This is a genomic window from Gammaproteobacteria bacterium (assembly GCA_013214945.1).
Classification (GTDB): domain Bacteria; phylum Pseudomonadota; class Gammaproteobacteria; order Enterobacterales; family Psychrobiaceae; genus Psychrobium.
This window is the reverse complement of sequence record JABSRT010000014.1, coordinates 67,681-87,185: the sequence shown is the minus strand read 5'-3', so window position 1 is coordinate 87,185 and position 19,505 is coordinate 67,681. Positions and strand designations below refer to the sequence as shown.

General features: G+C 43.2%; 17 protein-coding genes. 2 read left to right on the top strand and 15 right to left on the bottom strand.

Annotated elements, in window-relative coordinates; translation table 11 throughout:
- Positions 1-306: 306 nt before the first annotated feature.
- The 15 genes from HRU23_12310 to gyrA form a co-directional block, all read right to left on the bottom strand.
- Positions 307-2,076: a SpoIIE family protein phosphatase gene (locus HRU23_12310; protein ID NRA54920.1), complete on the bottom strand. Its 1,770-nt coding sequence runs from the start codon at positions 2,074-2,076 to the stop codon at positions 307-309.
- Positions 2,077-2,080: 4 nt separating this feature from the next.
- Entirely contained in the window at positions 2,081-2,389 is a 309-nt protein-coding gene (locus tag HRU23_12305) for an STAS domain-containing protein (GenBank protein ID NRA54919.1), read from the bottom strand.
- A gap of 19 nt (positions 2,390-2,408) precedes the next feature.
- The gene (locus tag HRU23_12300) at positions 2,409-3,632 is read right to left on the bottom strand and encodes a hypothetical protein (protein ID NRA54918.1); all 1,224 of its coding nucleotides are present in this window, start codon (positions 3,630-3,632) and stop codon (positions 2,409-2,411) included.
- Positions 3,613-4,692, bottom strand: coding sequence for a chemotaxis response regulator protein-glutamate methylesterase (locus tag HRU23_12295; GenBank protein ID NRA54917.1), 1,080 nt, complete (start codon positions 4,690-4,692; stop codon positions 3,613-3,615). The genes HRU23_12300 and HRU23_12295 overlap by 20 nt, the downstream gene beginning before the upstream one ends.
- Before the next feature lie 13 nt (positions 4,693-4,705).
- Positions 4,706-4,846: a hypothetical protein gene (locus HRU23_12290; protein NRA54916.1), complete on the bottom strand. Its 141-nt coding sequence runs from the start codon at positions 4,844-4,846 to the stop codon at positions 4,706-4,708.
- Positions 4,847-4,885: 39 nt separating this feature from the next.
- Positions 4,886-5,332, bottom strand: coding sequence for a hypothetical protein (locus tag HRU23_12285; GenBank protein ID NRA54915.1), 447 nt, complete (start codon positions 5,330-5,332; stop codon positions 4,886-4,888).
- A gap of 10 nt (positions 5,333-5,342) precedes the next feature.
- Positions 5,343-6,209, bottom strand: a complete 867-nt coding sequence (locus HRU23_12280; protein NRA54914.1) for a protein-glutamate O-methyltransferase CheR — start codon at positions 6,207-6,209, stop codon at positions 5,343-5,345.
- Positions 6,210-6,355: 146 nt separating this feature from the next.
- Positions 6,356-8,539 (bottom strand): PAS domain-containing protein, encoded by a 2,184-nt coding sequence (locus HRU23_12275; protein ID NRA54913.1) that lies wholly within the window; start codon positions 8,537-8,539, stop codon positions 6,356-6,358.
- A gap of 48 nt (positions 8,540-8,587) precedes the next feature.
- Positions 8,588-9,064 carry a purine-binding chemotaxis protein CheW gene (locus tag HRU23_12270; GenBank protein NRA54912.1) on the bottom strand — a complete coding sequence of 159 codons (477 nt, stop codon included), beginning with the start codon at positions 9,062-9,064 and terminating at the stop codon, positions 8,588-8,590.
- A 26-nt stretch (positions 9,065-9,090) separates the two neighbouring features.
- Entirely contained in the window at positions 9,091-11,199 is a 2,109-nt protein-coding gene (locus HRU23_12265) for a chemotaxis protein CheA (protein ID NRA54911.1), read from the bottom strand.
- A gap of 7 nt (positions 11,200-11,206) precedes the next feature.
- Complete coding sequence (locus HRU23_12260) at positions 11,207-11,569, bottom strand: response regulator (protein ID NRA54910.1); 363 nt, start codon at positions 11,567-11,569, stop codon at positions 11,207-11,209.
- A 19-nt stretch (positions 11,570-11,588) separates the two neighbouring features.
- The gene (locus HRU23_12255) at positions 11,589-11,879 is read right to left on the bottom strand and encodes an STAS domain-containing protein (protein ID NRA54909.1); all 291 of its coding nucleotides are present in this window, start codon (positions 11,877-11,879) and stop codon (positions 11,589-11,591) included.
- A 472-nt stretch (positions 11,880-12,351) separates the two neighbouring features.
- Positions 12,352-13,512, bottom strand: a complete 1,161-nt coding sequence (gene nhaA / locus HRU23_12250; protein NRA54908.1) for a Na+/H+ antiporter NhaA — start codon at positions 13,510-13,512, stop codon at positions 12,352-12,354.
- 101 nt (positions 13,513-13,613) lie between these two features.
- Positions 13,614-14,690, bottom strand: a complete 1,077-nt coding sequence (serC, locus tag HRU23_12245; GenBank protein ID NRA54907.1) for a 3-phosphoserine/phosphohydroxythreonine transaminase — start codon at positions 14,688-14,690, stop codon at positions 13,614-13,616.
- A 150-nt stretch (positions 14,691-14,840) separates the two neighbouring features.
- Positions 14,841-17,579 carry a DNA topoisomerase (ATP-hydrolyzing) subunit A gene (gene gyrA / locus HRU23_12240; protein NRA54906.1) on the bottom strand — a complete coding sequence of 913 codons (2,739 nt, stop codon included), beginning with the start codon at positions 17,577-17,579 and terminating at the stop codon, positions 14,841-14,843.
- 322 nt (positions 17,580-17,901) lie between these two features.
- On the opposite strand from gyrA, the gene ubiG reads away from it, so the two are divergent.
- Together ubiG and HRU23_12230 are read left to right on the top strand one after the other, a co-directional pair.
- Positions 17,902-18,615 carry a bifunctional 2-polyprenyl-6-hydroxyphenol methylase/3-demethylubiquinol 3-O-methyltransferase UbiG gene (ubiG, locus tag HRU23_12235; protein NRA54905.1) on the top strand — a complete coding sequence of 238 codons (714 nt, stop codon included), beginning with the start codon at positions 17,902-17,904 and terminating at the stop codon, positions 18,613-18,615.
- A gap of 10 nt (positions 18,616-18,625) precedes the next feature.
- The gene (locus HRU23_12230; protein ID NRA54904.1) at positions 18,626-19,342 is read left to right on the top strand and encodes an HAD-IA family hydrolase; all 717 of its coding nucleotides are present in this window, start codon (positions 18,626-18,628) and stop codon (positions 19,340-19,342) included.
- Positions 19,343-19,505 lie beyond the last annotated feature (163 nt).

The following is a 19,505-nucleotide window of genomic DNA, read 5'->3' as shown; positions in this document are numbered from 1 at the left end:
TGATGCTAATAGCATCAGGATTATGCCTTAGTGTGTAGCTCTGAGGCTGTACTAGCAATAGCTGCTCGGTAATTGCTCTAATAGCTTACATCCATCGAAAAACATGCTGCTTAAGCTTACGTTATCAAACTCCAATACTTTCAATTTGTGATGTTCCAGCTACTGGGTGACATAACCTATGCGATTGCCATATCCCACGGCTTCTAAGCTCAATTAAACACCTAGGGTATATAAGACGAAGACAAATACAAAGACCCCAACCATGATCAATGATTAGGGCCGCTCTATCGACAAAACTGTTCGTTGCTAGTTAGACCAAATGAAAGTCGCTTTAACCAAACTACCATTTTCAAGATAAACCAAATCTTGGCAGATTTGACGAACCAACTTAATGCCACGCCCACTAAATTGATTGGTTGGTAACGTATTTTCTACGGAATCGTCATCGGGTATCTCAATCCAGGGGGAAAACTCAAAGCCAGACCCAGAATCTAAAATTGAAATTGACAGTATCCCACCATTTTCAATTTTTTCGTGATGTAGTCTAATTTTAACAAAACAACTATTGGTCAAATGTTCAAGTCGTTGCTCTTTTTCTTCAAAATATTGTGCAAACCCCTGCGGAGAACTCTTAATTTCTGAGCTTAATTTGAGCACCCCATGATCCAGTGCATTGACATACAATTCAGTCAACACGGTATATAAACTATGCCAATGATCGCCTGGTGCCTCAATTTCATGCAATTGATTCATGATCAATGGAATGGGGTTAACCGAGGCTAACTTATGACCAACTAAGGAAAACTGCCAATCCCATTGCTCATCCGAACCAGATATACCATTAAGCATCTGGTTCGTCAGGATATCATCTTGAAGATGACTTTTATCAACTTGGGTCGGTACCAAAAATTCATTATATAAACTAATGTCACAATTAATATCGACTAAGGATATATCATCGTCTTGCGGTAAATCTTCACAAAAAACCTCAAGCGCAGCAATAATATGGCCCTGAACATCGTTATCGGCAAACCCCTGGCGAGTCGCGTCGAGCAATCTTTGCTCGCCGAAAAATTCCCCGGCTCTGTTTCTGGCCTCAACAATGCCATCACTATACATAATGATCCGATCATGAGTGCCTAACGGAATCGTTTCTGGCTTTTTTTCAAAAAGTAAATTAACGGCAATGCCTAACGGCGGATGAAACGAAGGGATCCGATGTTTTAATTCGCCTGTTTGGGCGTCAAAAACAAAGATGTCTTCCATGCCAGCATTCCAGATATGCGCTAATTGCTCCGCAATCGAGAATGACACCATAGATATCGCCAAAAACATATGTGTAGGCAATAATCGATGCATTTTTCGGTTCACTTGCTTAATGATATCAAGCGTACCGTACCCTTTGTCTGTCATCGCCCTAAATGTGTCTGATAACGGGATAGCACCAATCGCCGAACTTAAGCCATGACCGGTAAAATCACCCAGCATCACATTAATGTCACCATTGGGACACAACGCTGTTAATTGAACATCACCACTAAATGTTTCAGCGGAACGTTTAAAGATTTTAATTTGATCTTCAGCAACATTGCCCTTTTCGACCACTTCACTAAACAATTGCTCAGCGAGTTCTTCATCGCTTTGTTGCTGATTTTTTAAGGTACACAATTTATGATATAAATCACCAATGCGAAACATGGCGTAAATTCGTGCCCTAAAAATGGTCATAGAAAAGGGTTTAAAAACAATATCGTCAGCGCCCGCCTGAATACATTTAGTGATGCTTTCGTCATTAAGATAACCAGAAATAATGATAATCGGTACTAAACGGTCACTCGACAATGCTTTAAGTTGCCGGCACACATCGAGCACCCCCATACCTTGCAGCTTATAATCAAGCAATACCAGGTCAGGGGTTTGTTGGTAATATTTAACCATGCCTTGCATGCCATCACTCGCGACCACGGCTTTAAAGCCTTCGGAACGAATAATTTCGGCAAGGCGACTGTGAAAGTCAGGATTATTCCCGACTATCAACACCGTTTTATCACGAGAATCAGTTAACAGCATCGACACTGAACTATCTCACTATTTCAATTAAGTGCTGGAATTGAGCAATTTCAAGGACTTTATTGATCGCGTCGTTCGGCTTTTCAATCACTATTTTACCTTTGATTTGATCCGCATGTTCCTTGAGCAGCAATAACATGCCTAAGGCCGATGAGTCCATATAATTTGCTTTACTTAAATTAAGACGAAACAAGGTGCCCGAGTTGGTACAATCGCAATAACTATCTCGAAAAACTTTGTATTGAGAAAAATCGAAACGATCTGTTACCGAAATAAGAATATCTTTATCGTCCTGTGATTTTGAGCTTACAATAGCCATAATTACTTCCTTTTCTTAATTAAAATAATTCTACTTCACCTTCTTCCATATCTTCTTGCGACACAGTTCGGTGTTCTTTTATTTGTGCAGCTTCGGCCCTAACAGCCCCACAAATCTTTCGGATGTGCTCAACCTGAGACTCAATCGGCTCAGCGTTTTGGGTCAACGTCTGCAATTCAATACTAATTTGATTAAATTTATCGATATTGCCACTAACCGACTGCAACGCTTGAGTCGTAATATCTTCAAACTGTAATGAGCGAACGGCGTTAGCGACTGAAGCATCCATTTCATCACCAATGCTACTTAATGCCTCAATCGTTTCTTTCATATGATCATTAATTTCGCCAACTGTGGTCGACATATCACTGATCTTAGACTTTGCTTCAAGTGTTTTGGTCATATCTGAAGAAGCCATTTCTTCGACCGAGCTGCGTAAAATATCGATCGTTTCCTTAGAGCCATCAATCGCAGTGCGAATTTGATTATTTAACGTTGAAGATGAGAAAGATAAATTTCTGACTTCATCGGCGACCACAGCAAAGCCGCGGCCCACTTCACCAGCACGTGCTGCTTCAATACTGGCATTAAGGGCTAATAAGTTAGTTCTGCTTGCTAAGCCTTCGACATTCTCAAGCAAATTAAAGATGCTATCGAGCTGAACCACCATATCATCGATATAATTTAAGGTGGTCAAACTTTGCTTAGAAGTATTAATCACTACAGCAACAAATTCTTCAAGTAGTAGTGAGGTATCGTTGACGAAGTCTTGCATATTAACGTTGTCATCGGAGCTATCTGCCGCTCCAGGACTATTTTTAACTAATTCGTTAAGTAATATATGCTGACGATCGGTTAGCGATTTCATGTCATGAAAAGAGTCGGTCATGCCGCCAACCGCCCCCTGGACTAAACTGGTGGCTCGGTTAACTTCTTGATCAATAATTTCGCGTTCAAATGCAAAGGTCAGTTCAAGTTCTTTATAAATTTCTGATAAGGCGGTATTAATCGCGCTAGCTGACAAGTGGTCGCTGTGGTTCGTTTTTGGAGTGAGTTGTACGGCTTTTGCATTAGAGGTATCAACCGAATTAAGCCCAAACTTGAGTTGGCAGAATAACATAACGACCACTACTGCTTGTGCCAGCATCGACCATACAATAGGCAGTTGTGATATTTGAAAAATAACTGACAGGACACTAGCTATCACTGCAACAATAATAAGTTTAGGCTTTGGCACTGTCATTTCTACTCCTTGAGGTGCGGGTCAATCCTTGACTAATTCTATTAAGCAGGGTTTCTGCGACATTATCAAGCGAACTCTGTTGGCAATGTGCATTTATTTCAAACGCTTTACCTGGCATGCCCCAAATTAAACTCGATTGTTTATCCTGAATTAAGCTGTAATGACCATTTTGCTTAAGCATTAGCATTCCCTTAGCGCCATCGGCCCCCATGCCCGTCAACAGCACCGAGTAAACTTTAATGCCCGCTATCCGGCTTAGCGATTCGAACATGACATCAACCGAAGGTTTATGCCGATTAACCGGCTCACTATTATCGAGGTAACACACGAGTTTACCCTCTCGTTGTTTAACTTGAAGGTGTTGACCGCCACGGGCGATATAAACATTACCCTGGAGTATTTCTTGGCCATGCTGTGCCTCATGAACAGTCATTTTGCACCGACCATTAAGCCGCTTAGCAAAACGACGACTAAAATTTTCCGGTATGTGTTGGGTAATAACAACCGCTGGCGAGTTAGCCGGCATTTTGACCAAAACATGGCGCAATGCTTCGGTGCCGCCGGTCGATGCTCCCATTGCAATGATTACGTCGCGACTTTGCGACGCATCAATATTAATATTTACTTCTTTATCTGAGGTAACACTTCCGGCTTTAACATTGACTTGAGACGCAAACTTAATTTTTTTCACCAAGGCGTTATTAAATGCCGACAAATTACCCATTAATGTTTCTGATTTTGGTTTGGCAATAAAATCTACCGCGCCAATTTCTAGGGCTTGCAAGGTGGTATCGGCTCCTTTTTCAGTCAGCGTCGACAACATTACCACCGGCATAGGCCTTAATCTCATAATGTTTTTAAGGAAAGTAATGCCGTCCATGTCTGGCATCTCAACATCAAGTGTTAACACATCAGGTTTGAGTTCTTTGATCATATCGCGGGCTTCAAATGGCCCATTAGCCGCGCCGACTACCTCTATTTCAGGATATTGAAATAAAACTTCGGTTAAGATTTGTCGCACTAGCTTTGAGTCATCAACTATCAATACTTTAATTGCCATAATCCGACTTTCCTTAGTCAAATAGTTCAACATCATCAGAATATGTTTGATGTTTACGTTGCTGTTCTTTTACTTCAAGCGCGTGATAACGATCGTTGCGCTTATCTTGAAGTTTGTGTACTAACAAACGCCCTGTGGTAACGTTATACAACATCTTACGCGGCTGAGTGCCACCGAGAGCTTCACTCCTAATTTAATAACCTTCGGTGGCGATAAATTTTTTGATAAATTCAATGTTGCGCTGGCCAATATCGATGCCTGCCCCCATCATGTTGCCGCCGCCGGTTAGCTTAAACTCAAAATTGTTCGGATCACCGCCATGTTTAATGATCGAGTTAATTAATTGCTCCATCGCAAAAACCCCATAACGATTTGAAGCCGATAGAATATCGCAATCGGTATCGGGTAAAATAAAATGATTAATTCCACCGACGCCTGCTTTTGGATCGCGTATACAGGTACTAACACAAGAACCAAGCACCGTTGAAATCATTTCATTTTGATTGCTGACATAAAAATCTCCTGCAACAATTTTCACCCCAAAAAGTTGCTGCTGGGGCATCCAAAAGCGCCTGACGTGTTCAAATTCAGGGTATTTTGGCATCTCTAATGCTTTAATTCGGTTTTGGCTAAGTCCCATTTACTGCTCCCTACTTGATCTTTTGGTACATTGTTCGCCCAAGCAATTTAAAATTTTTCATGTCTCTTGCCGGCGATTCAGAATGTCCAATGCACAATAAGCCACCTGGTTTTAACTGCTTTTCCATCCGGTCAAATAGTATATTTTGAGTTTTTTTATCAAAATAAATCATTACATTACGACAGAATATAATATCTAACTGGGCGTCAATCGGCCAATCTTCCATTAAATTACAATAGCTAAATCTCATCCATTTACGGATTTGTGGTTTAATTAACGCCTGATCGCGATTGTCACCAGTGCCGCGTAAAAAGCCCAGTTTTTTACGCGCGGTTGACAAGCCTTCAATGCGATCCAGCGCATAAATTGCCGCTTTAGCCGTGGCCAAAACCTCAGTATCAATATCTGTCGCTAATATCTCGACATCCCAATTTGATAAATTAAGCCCCGACTCAAGCAAGCTTATGCCAATACTGTATGGCTCTTCACCGACCGAGCACGCAGAAGACCAGATCCTTAATTTGTCTTGCCCCTCTTTCGCCAACGCAGGTAAATATGTTTCACTAATGTATTCAAAGTGATGCGCTTCACGATAAAACGAGGTCAAATTTGTAGTCATCGCATTAACAAAATTATTAAACTCTTGTTTCTGCGTGTCCAAGATCTCAAAATATTGGGTGAAGCTATTAATCCCTAGTGAACGTATTCTGCGGACTAAGCGGTTATAGACTAAATCAACTTTATGATCAGCGAGCGAAATACCAGCGTACTTATAAATACGCTGTTGCACTTGCTTAAAGTCAGCGTGAGTAAAATCGAACTCACGCGTCTTAGTTGAAGAGGCTAGTGGTCTAGCCTCTGCTTTCGTTATCGACATTAACTAACCCTCAGTTAAAACTCTTCCCATTCCATTTCGGCTTTAACCGCTGGTGCTTTCGACTTAGCTTTCGCAGTAGGACGATTGCTTGCCCGGCGCTTATTAGGCGCACGAGATGACGCGGCAGGGGTTAGCACGCTATGACTTTATGAAGAGAAAAAACCAACCAATTGACGTAAGGTCACCGCTTGCTCTTCCATGCTTTCAGAGGCGGCGGCAACTTCTTCAACTAACGCGGCGTTCTGCTGTGTTCCTTCATCCATATCCGTAATCGCGACATTAACTTGATCGATGCCAGTTGCTTGTTCTTTGCTGGCTAGAGCAATTTCACCAACGATTGATGATACTTCATGGATTGCACCCACTATTTCAGTAAGCGCTCGTCCAGACTCATCAACATAACGCCCGCCTTCTTCAACCTTGGAGACACTGTCACTAATCAAGCCTTTGATTTCTTTAGCGGCGCCGGCACTTCGTTGCGCCAGGTTACGTACTTCGGCTGCCACGACAGCAAAGCCACGCCCTTGTTCACCAGCTCGCGCTGCTTCAACGGCGGCATTTAACGCTAATAGATTCGTTTGGAATGCAATTTCGTCGATTACCCCGATAATTTCCGATATTTGCGTGCTTGATTTGCTAATTTCACTCATAGAATGCACAACTTTTGCAGATATTTCGCCACCTTGTTCGGCTAATACCTTGGCATTTTCAGCCAGCTTATTGGCTTGCTGGGCATTATCGGCATTTTGACGTACCGTTGCGGTCATTTCTTCCATGCTGGCGGCGGTTTCTTCCAAACTCGCGGCCTGAGATTCAGTTCGCGTGCTTAATGTACCGTTACCTTTAGATATTTCTTCCGCGCCTGAGGCAATCGATCCACTGGCATTACGTATTTCACCAACAATTTCATCGAGCTTAACCATGGCGGCTTGCAATGAGTCATCAAGTTCGGTGAATTCCCCTTCGAAATCCCCTTCCATGCGAGCACTTAAGTCGCCTTCGGCCAACGAACTTACAACGCGTTTAACTTCGCTAATCGGTTCAACTATCGCATCTAGCATTTCATTCATGCCCCCTGCAATTTTACCAATAAAGCCATCGTATTTAGTCGCATCAAGTCGGGTACTTAACACGCCACGTGAGGCATCACGGATCATTGTTTCAACTTCAGCCTCTGCCGCTAACTGTTGGGTAATATCAGCCCATTCAACCACACTGCCTAAACGGTTACCTTGTTCGTCAACCACGGGTGATGCAATTAATGAGAAATCACGTGGACCGATCTTAATTTCTGCCTTAAAGGTTGCTTTGAGACCTTCTAACATCCGGCGCTGGTGAGATGGGTCAACATGGAAACCGTCAATCGAGGTACCAATTAAATTACGAGCATCAAAGTTAGGCAAATCTTGGCGAATATCTTCTTCAGCGTTAATCAACATATCAACAACAGCATCATTACAGTAAATAATATTGCAGTTGTTATCTGCCATCATCACGTTAGAAGTAACTCGGTCAAGCGCCACTTTAATTCGATCAGCATTTTGGGCCAATTCTTTGGCATTGTTGACTTCAAAACCAAGTGAAATCTGAATCGATTTAACTTTGCGCATCAATTCGCCCATTTCACCCTTTTGCTCGACCGGTATTGTTGAGGCGTAGTTACCTTGCGCCAGTAGTTCTAATTCTTTCATCGCTTGGTTAAGTGGTAGTATGACTTGCTTTTTGATAATTCTAACCGTGCCATACGCCAAAATCATGAAACCAATGATCGGACCCAATGAAGAGTAAACAGAGTCGAGCGGTGAAGCGAGCACGCTTACTTTAATACCTAACGCAACGGTAGCACTTGCGACGGCCCATTTAGTGATGCTTGAAAGTAAGGTTTTTTCTTTAAGTTTGGTCGGTGATACAATGCTAGCCTCACCGCGGTTAAGCTGCGCGTATAAACGCTCGGCATCGGCTACTTCCATATCACTTGGTTCGGTCCGCACCGACATGTATTCGACCACGCGGCCATCTTTGACCAGGGGTGTTACATTGGCCTTAACCCAGTAATAATCACCATTTTTACAACGGTTTTTAACCAATTTCACCCAAGGACGACCCATTTCTAAGGTCTGCCACAAATCCTTAAAGGCGGCTTCAGGCATGTCTGGGTGTCGTACTATGTTATGGTTTTCACCAACTAACTCTTGTTCACTAAAACCACTAATATCAATAAAACCCTGGTTTACATAAGTAATCCTTCCTTGCAGATCTGTTTTGGTCACTAAGTTCTGATCCGACTGCAGACGAACCCGACGATCTGTTACTGGCATGTTTGTTCTCATTCTTGTTCTCCCTGAACCTTATGCTATCTGAGTGAAAAACTAACTGAATTAGACTGCTGCAAGACCTAGCTCTCCTGAACTAAGTAGCTCATCAACATCAAGTAAAATAACCATTTTATTATCTAGCGTTGTTAAACCGGTAATAAACTCATCGTCTATCACGCTGCTGCCTGTAGGGGCAGATCTGACTTTATCCATATCAACATCATAAGTTTCGGCAACGGCATCAACCAATAAGCCCATCGAGCGGTTGCGACCACCCGTTTCTATGGTCAATACAATCACAATACGGTTGACCAATTTTTCATCATTGGGCAAATTAAATCGGGTCCGCAAATTAATAATCGGAATGATGTTGCCGCGTAAATTCAATATACCTTCAATATATTGTGGGCTGTTCGGGACAAACGTCGATGAGGTCCAATCCCGAATTTCTTGAACTTTCAAAATGTCTGATGCATATTCTTCACCAGCCAAAATAAACGACAAATATTGACGACTATTAACATGCTCATTGTCATTCATCGCGGCTGAATTTACCGGTGTAATACTCATGCAAACTCCTCAATCTGTTGGCGATTAACCTTCAACTGTTTGGCTTTTGACTGCTTTAACGACGCGAGGCCTTTAATATCAACAATCAACGCAACATTGCCATCACCCAGAATTGTCGCGCCAGAAATACCTTCCACCGCCATATAATTAGCTTCTAAGCTCTTAAGCACAACTTGCTGTTGACTAAGTAAGTCATCGACGATTAATGCAAATTTACTGCCACCATTTTCAACAATAATCACCATGCCTTCGTCTTGTTCGCTGGGTTTATGCGGAATATCAAACAGGACACGCACGTTATACAGTGGAATATATTCTTCACGAAACAAATACAAACTCTCACGTCCGCCAATGGCTTTTAATGCATCGGGTGAGATCTGAACGGATTCGACAATCGCAATCAACGGCACAATATACGTCTCATTCGCTATGCGAACCAATTGACCATCAAGAATAGCTAAGGTTAACGGCAAGCAAACACTAAACACCGATCCTTTACCTGGCGTTGATATTAATGACACATGGCCGCCAAGCGATTCAATATTTCGCCGGACTACATCCATGCCCACGCCACGACCCGATAAATCGCTGACTTCATCAGCCGTTGAAAAGCCAGGTGCAAAAACCAGATGATTTATTTCATCATCGGTTAAGTTTTGGTCGCTGGTTACTAAGCCTTTTTCAAGGGCTTTTTCAAGAATTTTTTTGGTATTCAGTCCGCGACCGTCATCGCTAATATCAATCACGATGTAACCGCCTTGATGATAAGCATTAAGATGAACTGTACCGGTTTCCCCCTTTCCTGCAGCCAGACGTTCTGCGGGTGTTTCTAACCCATGGTCGAGTGAGTTTCTCACTAAATGAACCAGTGGGTCGCCAATTTTCTCCATCACGGTTTTATCGAGTTCGGTTTGCTCACCCGATAATTTCAGTTCAACTTTTTTACCGAGTTTAGAGCTGACATCGTAGACCATTCGCGGAAAACGATTAAACACAAAGCTAATAGGCAGCATCCTGATCCGCATTACGTCTTCTTGCAAATCACGGGTATTGCTTTCTAACTGACCTAAACCTTCGCGTAATTTATCAACCAAGTCACCACCGTCAGCGGCAAGTTCCTCGCCTACTTGCTGTAACATCGCTTGGGTAATAACTAATTCGCCAACCCGATTAATTAGGGCGTCAACTTTGTCAATGCCAACCCGAATTGAGCCGCCAGCATCGGCGGTAACCGCTTTCTTGCTGCTCGATTTATTTTTTTCACCTGCAGGATTGGCGGCTGGCGTACTATTTTCAGTAACGGCGACTGACTCGACTTCTTCCGTCTCCTGGTCTTGCGCTGAGTCAGGATCAACATTTTCAATCGCACTCGCTAATGTGATGCTTAATTCACACTCATCTTCAACCCACTCAAAAATTTCGCTGATGTCTTCTTTAGGACACCCAGAGATCAACGTTAACTGCCATTTTAAATAACATTCTTCGGGATGTAGCTCTGGTAACGGCGGCAGATCATTGGTATCAACCTGCAAGGTTACACTGCCAAGCTCAGCCAAGGCGTTAAAAATATGAACGGGATCGTTGCCAGTCTGCAACATTTCATGCTTAGGCTTAAAACTAATATTCCACTGCTGCTCGCTACCCCCTGTGACTTCATCAGCAACATCATCGGGCACATCTTGTTGTAACTGGGCAACTGGCGTATTAGCCTGCGGTGGCGTATCACCATTTAATGCTTGGTCTAATCCTTGGTGAACTTCGTTTATCGAGGGATCTGTACAATCAACACCATCTCGAGATGATTCAATTAATAACTTAATACAGTCAACTGATTTAAGTAAGAGGTCAACATCGCTTTGACATACCTGTCTTCTACCATCACGCATTTCATCGAGTAACGTTTCTACCTCATGGGTAAAATCGGTAACTCGGTGAAAACCAAACGTACCAGCGCCGCCTTTAATCGAGTGCGCGGCACGGAAAATAGCGTGAATGGTATCATTATCTCCTTGCTCTAATGTGAGCAAGCTTGATTCCATTAGCTCCAACCCTTCGAAACTTTCTTCGAGAAAGGTTGGGATAAACTGCGATAGATCGATACTCATATAAGCTCTACCTTATAACACGTTTAATTGTCGCCAATAATTTATCCGGATTAAATGGTTTAACAAGCCAACCGGTCGCACCTGCTGACTTTCCCCTCATCTTCATATCGGATGAACTTTCGGTCGTTAACATTAATACCGGGGTAAATTTAAAAGCAGGAAGCTGTCTGAGCTCTTTACACAATTGAATGCCATCCATCTTCGGCATATTGACATCGGTAATCACTAGATCAAACTTTGCTTGTTTGGCTTTATTTAGCCCATCTAAACCATCAGATGCTTCTACAATTTCATATTTTTGTTGTTGCAACGTAAATGAAACCATGTTGCGTATTGATGCAGAATCATCTACTACTAGGATCTTGGCCATTAGATTCTCCTAATTACTGTTATGAATTGGTGGCAACAAACATATCTGACAAACCCAAGTGCTCGGCGCAGGTGGTAAGCTCGTCTGACGGGTTTTGCCAAGTAAGGGTATTTTTGTGGGTCGATGCTTCACGAACCAATGCGGCAAGAATTTGGATACCTGCAGTATCAATACGCTGGATTTCACTGGCGTCAATAATGATTTGTTGCTGGGGGGCTAAGTGGGTCAATTGAGCCACTAATGAGTGATGAAATTCTGTCACTGCGGAAATTTCAAGCTCAGTGGGAAGTGTTATTTTCAATGCATCCATGCAACGTCCTTAGTTTTTACACTTTAGGTTAGGTACCAATCATTGGTACTCGGTATAACAACCGATTTAATCTATATTAATAATGATAATGTCTGATAGTCAAGTAGATTTTTCAAGCCATTGCTCTCAATAAATAGCCGACTATTAATAATTTAGGGTGAGTGTAAGTCACAGGTTGGTCTGTGGATAAGACCAGCACTGAAGCTCGTGTAATTAATTAGCATGATAACCAAGACTAATACCAATCCGCATAGGATAGTGATCTTAATTTGCGCAGGGAAAACTCTTGAGGGCAAGGCGCTTAATTGACTAATAGCTTGCTATTAGGAGCAACACAGCATTCGTTAGTTTTAACCACCTCTTGTGCCGATTAGTATAATATCAGTAACCAAGCAGAACGTTACTGATATCGATGGTATTACTCCAGTCAAACGAGCTGCTGACAAGTCGTTTGACTAGATAAAAAGTATCGTTATTTGTTGGTTGCGGCCGCTCTTAAGATCAAATAACCGATAACTCCCGAGATGCCAGAGCCAACCAAAATGGCTAGTTTATCAGCAAACATAAATTGTAATGGATCACTAAAAGCTAACGAATTAACAAATAAACTCATGGTAAACCCGATGCCAGTCAGAACCGCGACCCCATAAAGTTGCGTAAAATTACTCGATTCTGGCAATTTAGCCAGCCCTAATTTTATCGCGATAAAGCTAAAACCAAAAACGCCAATTTGCTTGCCAATAAATAGTCCTGCAGCGATCCCTAGCGGTACCGGGGTCAAAATTTGTTCGGCAGAAATTGTTCTAAAATCGACGCCAGCATTAACAAAGGCAAACAATGGCAAGATAAAAAATGCGACCCAATAATGTAAGTCGTGCTCCATTGTTTTGAGCATTGATTTATCGGTGCCTTTCGTGGTTAAAGGGATAGTAAATGCCAACGCGACCCCAGCTAAGGTAGCATGAACGCCTGATTTAAGCACACTGACCCATAGTACAACGCCAACAAGAATATAAGCGGCTTTACGAGTAACGCCCAGTCGATTCATGATAACAAGAGCACTAAGCGCCGCCGCTGCCACGGTGATTGACATGGTGGACAATTCAGCAGTATAAAACAGCGCAATAATAACGATTGCGCCTAAATCATCGATAATAGCTAACGCCATTAAAAATATTTTTAGTGAGACCGGCACACGTTTACCGAGCAGTGATAATACCCCTAAGGCAAAGGCGATATCGGTGGCGGTTGGAATAGCCCAGCCTTGGGTGCCAGCGCTGTCTAGTCCGACAAAATACAGATATACAACAGCAGGAACAACCATGCCGCCAACAGCAGCCACCCCAGGCAAGATAACTTGAGCAACCGACGACAAATGACCTTCGATCAGTTCTCGTTTAACTTCGAGCCCAATCAGCAAGAAGAAAACCGCCATTAGGCCATCGTTAATCCACAATAATAAAGGTTTGTCGATATGCAGCCCGCCAAATCGAATTTCAACGGGGGTATTGAGAAAGGCATCGTAAAATTCAGATAAGCCGGTATTTTTAAGCAGCAAGGCGATAAAGGTGACAAAAATTAGCACCAGCCCAGCGGAGGATTCTTTCTTAATAAACTCTTCGACAGCGGTCATGGTTTATTTCCATTATGATAAAAGTTATCAGTTTAGGTAATAAACCATGGAATGTCGACATAATATGTCAACATTTGTGCCATATTATGTCCAGTTGTGACTTAACGCTGAGCGAACTGTTTCATAAAGTTAACTAACGCTTCAACCCCTGCTAATGGCATTGCATTATAGATGCTAGCGCGCATGCCACCGACACTACGATGGCCTTTTAATGCCATTAATCCTGCCTGTTCAGCCTCGGCCAAAAATTGACTGTTTAAGCTGTCGTCTTTTAATAAGAAGGTCACGTTCATGCGTGAACGCTGAGTAGGCTCGACCTTGTTGTAGTAAAAATCACTGTTATCGATGAAGTCGTATAACAGGTTTGATTTTTCAAGGTTGCGTTGCTCCATGGCCGGTACGCCGCCCTGCTCTTTCAACCATTTAAAGACCTCACCAGCCAAGTACCAAGCATAGGTTGGCGGGGTATTAAACATCGAATCGTTGTCAGCCATCAGCTGGTAGTCAAATATCGATGGAGTGTAAGCTTTGGCATGACCAATTAAGTCATCACGCACGATCACAATCGATAAACCAGAAGGGCCAATATTCTTTTGAGCGCCGGCGTAAATCAAACCATATTTAGAAACATCAATCACCCGAGACAAAATAGTCGATGACAAATCAGCCACTAAAGGTGCGTCAACCACGGGTTCGTCAAACATTTCGATACCATCGACCGTTTCATTGGGGCAATAGTGAAAATAGGCGGCGTCGCTTGATAACTGCCACTGACTTTGCGGCGCTACGCCATTAAGTTCGTTGGTCGTTACGGGCTGGGCAACAACGTTAACTTCGCCGTATTTTTTAGCTTCAGTGACTGCCGCTTTCGACCACGAGCCCGTGATTAAATAATCGGCTTTACCGGTAGCACCCATCAAGTTAAGCGGAACAGCGGCAAACTGACCGCGGCCACCGCCATGACTAAATAATACCTTGTAATTATCGGGGATATTCATTAGATCACGAAGGTTTTGCTCAGCCTCTTTCGCCACTTGCATAAAATGCTTGTCGCGGTGGCTAAATTCCATCACCGAAATGCCGTGCCCTTGCCAATCAACCAACTCTTGCTGAGCTTTTTTCATTACTGCTGGCGGCAACATCGCCGGTCCAGCACAAAAATTATAAACCGTTTTCATCGTTAACTGCTCTCTGTCAAATATTGAAAATTTTTACTGTTATACCAATTCAAGTTAGCTGTGGTAGTCAATCAAATTACTATTAGACCTAAGTTTACCTTTCGCTAGCACAAACAAAAAGAGCGCCTAACGGCGCTCTTTTATTGGCTACTAATCCTCGGTCGGAGGCTCAGTGGCTTGCGGTTCTTCACCCGCGACATCAACATCGGTATCGACCGTGTCAGTATCTCCTTCGGGTGCTTCACCGTCGGTTGCTTGTGGCAACTCAGGCTCATCCATTTCATCAATCCGTTGCAGCGCGACAACTTTCTCGCCTTCTACGGTTCTGATTAATGTTACGCCTTGGGTATTACGACCAACCGTTGATACTTCGCTCACTCGCGTTCGCACTAAAGTACCACGATTAGAAATCATCATGATTTCGTCGTTTTCATCGACTTGAACAGCGCCGATAACCAAACCATTACGTTCGCTGACCTTGATTGATACCACACCTTTAGTCGCACGACTCTTGGCTGGGTAGTCTTCTAGCACTGTCCGCTTACCGTAACCATTTTCAGTTACCGTTAAGATAGGGCCTTCACCATGAGGAACAATCAACGACACCACTTTTTGGCCTTCGTCTAACTTCATGCCACGAACACCCGTCGCAGTACGACCAAGCTCTCTAAATTGCGATTCAGAACAACGAACCACTTTACCTTCGTCAGAGAACAGCATTACTTCGCTGCCTGGGTGAGCAGGTTTCGCTTCAACGCCGGCAATTGCTTCAGTCGTCTCGGTAGCAGCAACGGCTTCAACAGCCTCAGTTGCTTCTAATGGGCCATGCGTTAGCGCCACACCGATTAGCTCGTCATCATCACGTAAGTTAACTGCAATAATACCGTTAGCACGAGGACGTGAGTAAGCACTAAGCACGGTCTTTTTAACCGTACCAGCGGCTGTCGCCATTAATATGCATTTATCGTCTGAGTATTCACGTACTGGCAAGATTGCCGTAATACGCTCGTCTTTCTCAAGTGATAACAAGTTAATAATTGGCTTGCCACGTGCTTGACGTGAAGCTAATGGTAACTGGAACACTTTAAGCCAGTACAACTTACCACGGTTTGAGAAACACAAAATGGTATCGTGAGTATTGGCTACCAGCAGACGTTCAATGAAATCTTCATCTTTCATCTTAGTCGCGGCTTTACCTTTACCACCACGGCGCTGTGCTTCGTATTCAGACAATGGCTGATACTTAACATAACCTTCGTGTGACAAGGTCACTACGACGTCTTCTTCGGTGATCAAGTCTTCAAGCGATAAGTCATGGCTTGAATTAGAAATCACGGTCCGACGTTCGTCACCAAACTCTTCAAGCATCTCGTTGAGTTCTTCTTCAATCACTTCCATCAGACGTTCTGGGCTGCCCAAAATGTGTAATAGTTCAGCAATAAAGTCTAACAGCTCTTGATACTCGGCAATAATTTTGTCGTGTTCTAGACCGGTTAATTTGTGCAAGCGTAAATCAAGAATAGCCTGAGCTTGAGTGTCTGTTAGGTAATATAAACCATCACGAATACCAAACTCTTCTTCTAACCACTCAGGACGAGCCGCTCCTTCACCAGATATCTCCAGCATTGGTGCAACATTGCCCAGTGCCCAGCCTTGTGCGACTAACGCAACTTTCGCTAACGCCGGGGTATTCGAATTACGAATAAGCGCAATAATTGGATCGATATTGGCTAATGCAATCGCTAATGACTCAAGAATATGGGCACGGTCACGGGCTTTGCGCAATTCAAACACGGTACGGCGTGTAACAACTTCGCGACGGTGACGAATAAAGCTATTTAACATTTCTTTAAGATTAAATAACTTAGGTCGACTGTCTTCCAGTGCCACCATGTTAATACCGAACGTTACCTGCATCTGAGTTTGGGCATATAAGTTGTTTAAAACAACCTCGCCAACTTCGCCACGCTTAATTTCGATAACCATGCGCATGCCGTCTTTATCAGACTCATCGCGCAGTGCACTAATACCTTCCAGTTTTTTGTCACGTACTAACTCAGCCATCTTTTCGATTAAGCGAGCTTTATTGACCTGATAAGGCAATTCATGAACGATGATGCTTTCTTTGCCGGTCTGGCTAACTTCGATGTCAGCAAGAGCACGAACTTTTATTTTGCCACGTCCAGTATGGTACGCTTCGACAATGCCTTTACGACCATTAATAATGCCGGCCGTTGGAAAATCAGGCCCTGGGATGTGTTCCATTAACTGGTCAATGGTAATTTCTGGGTTGGCCATCACAGCCAAACAGCCCGAGATTACTTCATTAATGTTATGCGGCGGGATATTTGTTGCCATACCGACAGCAATACCTGACGAACCATTAATCAATAAGTTCGGGACACGAGTAGGCATCACGACCGGAATTTGTTCGGTGCCATCATAGTTAGGTGCGAAATCGACGGTGTCTTTTTCTAAGTCAGCCAACAATGAATGGGCTATTTTTTTCATCCGGATTTCGGTATAACGCATCGCAGCTGCCGAGTCACCATCGACCGAACCAAAGTTACCTTGGCCATCAACTAGCGGATAACGCAGCGAAAAAGGCTGCGCCATACGTACGATCGTGTCATATACAGCAGTATCACCATGGGGGTGATACTTACCAATAACATCACCAACCACACGGGCTGATTTTTTGTATGGCTTGTTCCAGTAGTTTCCTAAAACATCCATCGCAAACAAAACACGACGATGCACGGGTTTAAGTCCATCTCTTACGTCAGGTAAGGCACGACCCACAATTACACTCATCGCGTAATCTAGATACGAAGTTTTAAGTTCGTCTTCGATATTTATCGGCGTTACACTATTGGCCAACTCAGTCATAAACAGCTATGGTCCCTGTGTCTATTAAAGTAGTACCTTGAACTCTTTTATGATTATCATTTTAATCAAGGTTCAAGGCGTAAAATAAGAGGCTAATTCTAGCATAGTTATTCATACTTGCTAGCCTTGAGCTGGCAAATATTTAACTCGTCTTATAAATGATGCGCAATCGCTGTTTTTATTATCATTAATTCACTAAATATCTTATTTGTGCAGGCCTAAACACGGGGTATAGCTTGCTTAAAAAAGCAGATATAAATATTGTGATTGTCCAAGTTTGGACCGTATAATGACGTTTTTGACGCCTTAAGAAGTATAAGTTATGCAAAGCAATGACAATGTTGATCACCAAGAGATAGAAAAATTTTCCGCATTAGCGCAAACTTGGTGGGATCTTACCGGCGAATCTAAGCCACTGCACTTAATGAATCCAACTCGCTTAAACTACATCAGCCAAGGCAGTGATGGCCTGTTTGGCAAAGAGATTGTTGATGTCGGTTGTGGTGGTGGTATTTTATCTGAATCGATGGCGAAACTTGGCGCCAATGTGCTGGGTATTGATATGGCACAAGAATCGTTGAACGTGGCCAAATTACACGCGTTAGAAACCAAGGTCACGTCGGTTCAATATCAAAAAATAACGGTCGAAGAGTTGGCCAAGCAGCGCCCGGCTTCATTTGATGTTGTTACCTGCATGGAGATGCTTGAGCATGTGCCCGACCCAGAATCGGTAGTACGCGCCTGTGTTGCACTGGTTAAACCTGGCGGTCAATTGTTTTTCTCAACCTTAAACCGTACAAACAAGGCTTATTTACTGGCGATTGTTGCCGCTGAGCGAATTTTAAAGCTGGTTCCTAAAGGCACCCACAACCACGATAAGTTTATTCGCCCGAGTGAATTAATCCGTTTTGTTGAAAATAGTGATAGCCGTTGCATTGATGCCATTGGCGTGCATTTCAACCCGCTGACCGAGCAATTTAAAGTCAACAATGATTTATCGGTTAACTACATTTTACATTGCCAGCCTAACATTTAAGGAATTAACTATGCCTGCGCCATCTTCTTTGCCAGAGTCCCCGTTAGGTCAACTGTCTTTAAATCAACAGCCCATCAAAGGTTTGCTGTTTGATCTTGATGGTACCCTGCTTGATACGGCGGCCGACCTTGGCGCGGCGGCTAATGTATTGCTCGCACGCGACAACCTGCCGCTGCTTAATCAACAAGTGATTTTTCAAACGGCATCGCAAGGCGCGCTGGCCCTGATTAAATCGGGTTACGGTAATCAATTAAGTCTTGAGGAGTCGTCACTGTTACGGGCGCAGTTTCTGGACAATTATCTTCAAAACATCAATTGTCATACCCACTACTTTGCCGGCGTTGAGCAAATGTTGCACACCTTGAATCAAGCCAATATTCCTTGGGGCATCGTGACCAACAAACCTTATATCTATACTAAAGCATTGTTGCAGCACTACCCGCTGCTACGCACGGCACAAGTCACGGTCTGCGGCGACAGCATGGCGGTACGAAAACCTCACCCGCAACCTTTATTAGTGGCAGCAAAATCGCTAGCAGTAGCACCAGCGGCAGTTGCCTATGTTGGTGATGCCCTCACCGACATTGAAGCGGCCAACAGCGCCAACATGCATTCGGTAGCCGCCGCTTATGGTTATATTTCAAACGGTGACAATGTTGCCAATTGGCACGCAAATCTGATCATCGCCAATTGCAATGAGCTGTTAACAGTGTTAACCAATCACTAAAGATTTGTTGCTAATTTGCCATGAATAAATCGCGCCAGTTTTGTAAAAAATATATTTTATTTTTTCTGTTTTGAAATTGCTTTTTTGTTGGGTTAGTCGCTGATTATCTTTGCCGTGATAGTCACTACTAACCTAAAAAAACACTCACAGTTTATCCACAATT